This window comes from Clostridium sartagoforme AAU1, assembly GCF_000401215.1.
Classification (GTDB): Bacteria; Bacillota; Clostridia; order Clostridiales; family Clostridiaceae; genus Clostridium; species Clostridium sartagoforme.
Map to the genome: position 1 here is coordinate 1 of NZ_ASRV01000052.1, position 3556 is coordinate 3556.

Sequence of the window (3556 nt, forward strand, 5' to 3'; positions counted from 1 at the left end):
ATCAACATTTTCACCTCTATTATTAAATCTTTGTATAACACTTAAAACTAATCTTAAATTGCCCTTAATAAATATTTCTCTAGCGCTTTTATCCCCATCTCTCATTCTTAAAAGTAATTCTCTCTTTTCTTTTTCTTTTAAGATAGCTAGTTTGGATGTATTTACTCCACATATTTCTACTTTATTAATAATCAAGCTCATCAACCCCTTCAGAAGTAATAACATACTGCATTAAAAAGTATCTCCGAGAGTGATGTGTTTTATACTAAAGACAACCTAAATCATTTTATTGATTTCTTTTTTTAATCTATTTATTATTTTTTTTTCTAATCTTGAAATATACGATTGTGATATTCCAAGCATATCTGCTACTTCTTTTTGTGTTTTTTCTCTAGTTCCATTTAAACCAAATCGTAATTTCACAATTTCCTTTTCCCTATCATTCAGATTTTTTAAAGCTAGAAATAATAACTGTCTATCTACTTCATCTTCGATTAAGTTATAAACAGTATCATTTTCTGTTCCTAATATATCAGATAATAAGAGTTCATTACCATCCCAATCTATATTTAACGGTTCATAAAATGATATTTCTGCTTTTACCTTACTATTTCTTCTTAAATACATTAATATTTCATTTTCAATACATCTTGAAGCATATGTCGCCAATTTTATTTTCTTTTCAGGATTAAATGTATTTACAGCTTTTATTAATCCAATAGTCCCAACAGAAATTAAATCTTCTACGCATACTCCTGTATTTTCAAACTTCCTTGCTATATAAACAACTAATCTTAAGTTTCTTTCAATTAAAATATCCCTTATTGATTCATCTCCATGTATAAGCTTTTCAACAAGTTCTTCTTCCTCTTCTTTCTTTAATGGTGGAGGAAGAGCATCATTCCCTCCTACATAATGAACCTCTGGTTTGAAAATTTTTAATTTTTGTAAAATCCTATTTATTAATATTTTTAAACTCATCATATTCTCACCTATATTACTCCTCTTGATAATAATGCATTAAACTCATTTTCTTTACTTAATTTATTTTTACAACTGCAAATTATAACCTCTACAGTTTTCCATTCTTTACCTTCCCCTTTTATTCTCACCTTTTCGCTTTTGAATCCCTTTAAATTTCCTTCTTCCCCTATTGTGCTATATGGAATGTAAAATAATTCATTACTTGGTACTTTTAATCCACTTAAAAGATCATTTTCTATTATTATACATGGTAGATTAGTTACTGGTTCCCTTAAGGCATTTCCTGTATCTAGTAGCCCTTTAATAGACAAAGTATTTTTTTCATCAAAAATTTCTATCTCGTATATAAAGTTTTTTATTAGTGCTCTTTCTCTTAAGTAATCTGTTATCCTAACCACAACTATATATAGTATCATTATTGAAATTAGTAAATATTTTATAGAATAATTATTAATTTCAAAAGATTTGAATATACTGTATTGGTTGTCCATTATTGAAAAAGCAAAACAAAATCCACATAATGTAAATGATATTATAATAAATGTTACCGAAGATTTTATTAAGTTTTGTAATTTAAAACTTTTTGTAGATATTAAATTCATTAGTAATACTACCAAAAGCTTAATTGGCAGAGAAGTTAAAATACTGCTTTGTAAAAATAGAACTACTGTATAAAACGCTCCTACAATAGCTGCAAAGTAAATAGATTTACCATACTTGTACCTAAGAACCTTCATAGTAACTAATAGTAGAAATAAGTTTACAAAAAAATTTTCTATTATAAGTATATCTATGTAAACTACCATATTTTTCTCCCCCTTTGTACTTAAATTATAAACTGTTAGCTTTCAAAATTTTGTCATAAAAACTCTTTGTAAAATATATTTTCATCTCTTATTTATTACATATAATTACAGTTATTTAACTATTTAAATAAAAACTAACAAAGAAAACTATAATTATTAATATATATATTCGAATAAAAAAAGAAGATGTTAAAAACATCTCCTTTTTTAAAAGTAAACTTTTAAATTATAATATAAATCATTTTGAACTATCTTCTTGATCTTAAAAAGCTTGGAATATTTACGCTATCAGTCTCAATATCTAAAAGAGGATCTACCTTCTTAGTTGGTTCTGATATATCCGCTTCAACTTTTATTGGTTGTTCTTTCACTGCTCTTTTTTCAAATATTGGTTCGTGATTTAATATTTTTTTATTGTCTTCCTCAAAACCTGTAGCTATAACAGTAATTCTTATTTCATCACTTAACGTTTCATCAATAACTGCACCAAATATTATATTTGCATCTGGATCTGCTGCTTCTCTAACTATATCTGCTGCTTCATATACTTCTATAGCTCCTAAATCAACTCCACCTGTAAAGTTAATAATAACTCCAGTAGCTCCATCTATTGATGTTTCTAGTAAAGGTGATGAAATTGCTTGTTTTACTGCATCCTGTGCTTTATTATCTCCTGTACCATGTCCAACTCCCATATGTGCAAGTCCTTTATTTAACATAACTGTTTCTATGTCTGCAAAGTCAGCATTAACTACTCCTGGGATTGTAATAAGGTCAGAAATCGCTTGTACACCTTGTCTTAAAACGTCATCTGCTAACTTAAATGAATCTAAAAGAGTTGTCTTCTTATCAGCCATACTTAATAATCTTTCATTTGGGATTATAACTAATGTATCTACTGCTTTCATGAGATTTTCAATACCCATTTCTGCATGTCTCATTCTTCTTTTCCCTTCAAATGGAAATGGCTTTGTAACTACCCCTACTGTTAGTATATTCATAGATTTAGCTATTTCTGCAACTACAGGTGCTGCACCAGTACCAGTTCCACCACCCATACCAGCGGTTATAAATACCATATTTGCACCTTTTATAGCTTCTGCTATTTCTTCTCTACTTTCTTCAGCCGCCTTCTTGCCAATCTCAGGATTAGCTCCAGCTCCAAGACCCTTTGTTAACTTTTCTCCAATTTGAATTTTAACATTAGCATGGGATAGCATTAAAGCTTGTTTATCTGTATTAACGGCAATAAACTCAACGTTTTTTAGCCCTTCTGTAATCATTCTATTAACGGCATTTCCGCCGCCGCCTCCACAACCAATTACTTTAATATTGGTTAACTCTTGCATATCTACTTCGAAATCTAACAAAATAACTCCTCCTTTAGAAAATATCTACTAGTAATTTTTCTACTTTGTCTCTTCTCTTAACAATTTCATCTTCATTTAATAATTCATTTTTTACTTAAATAATATATTTTTATATATTAATTTTACATCATACTGTACCTTTTTAACAATACTTTAATAATGTAAATAACAAAGATTTTGCTATTTCATCACAATAAATATATATTTTTCAATATTTTTTTACATTTTTTTACTTATTTTGTTTCAAATTATTATTATAATTTGGGAACTAATATAAAATTTATTTGCTTTTATAAAAATACCCATAATTTTATAATTAAATTTAATGAAATTCAATTATTATTTTATCATTTAAACTGAAATAACTCAACCTTTTAGTTTCTATTATAATAATTT

3 protein-coding genes and 1 pseudogene are annotated in these 3556 nt (G+C 27.3%); all 4 read right to left on the reverse strand.

Annotation, left to right across the window (positions count from 1 at the left end; genetic code table 11):
• Nucleotides 1-195, reverse strand: a pseudogene (locus A500_RS04735) (RNA polymerase sigma-G factor); the annotation flags it as partial.
• Nucleotides 196-276: 81 nt separating this feature from the next.
• The gene (sigE, locus tag A500_RS04740) at nt 277-984 is read right to left on the reverse strand and encodes an RNA polymerase sporulation sigma factor SigE (RefSeq protein ID WP_016206447.1); all 708 of its coding nucleotides are present in this window, start codon (nt 982-984) and stop codon (nt 277-279) included.
• 8 nt (nt 985-992) lie between these two features.
• Complete coding sequence (locus A500_RS04745; RefSeq protein WP_016206448.1) at nt 993-1790, reverse strand: sigma-E processing peptidase SpoIIGA; 798 nt, start codon at nt 1788-1790, stop codon at nt 993-995.
• Nucleotides 1791-2038: 248 nt separating this feature from the next.
• The gene (gene ftsZ, locus A500_RS04750; protein ID WP_016206449.1) at nt 2039-3160 is read right to left on the reverse strand and encodes a cell division protein FtsZ; all 1122 of its coding nucleotides are present in this window, start codon (nt 3158-3160) and stop codon (nt 2039-2041) included.
• Between the last annotated feature and the right edge of the window lie 396 nt (nt 3161-3556).

What these genes read in the sequence shown, in the direction of transcription:
- A500_RS04745 (WP_016206448.1), bottom strand. Translation starts at nt 1,790, where the DNA reads ATGGTAGTTTACATAGATATACTTATAATAGAAAATTTTTTTGTAAAC.
- sigE (WP_016206447.1), bottom strand. Translation starts at nt 984, where the DNA reads ATGATGAGTTTAAAAATATTAATAAATAGGATTTTACAAAAATTAAAA.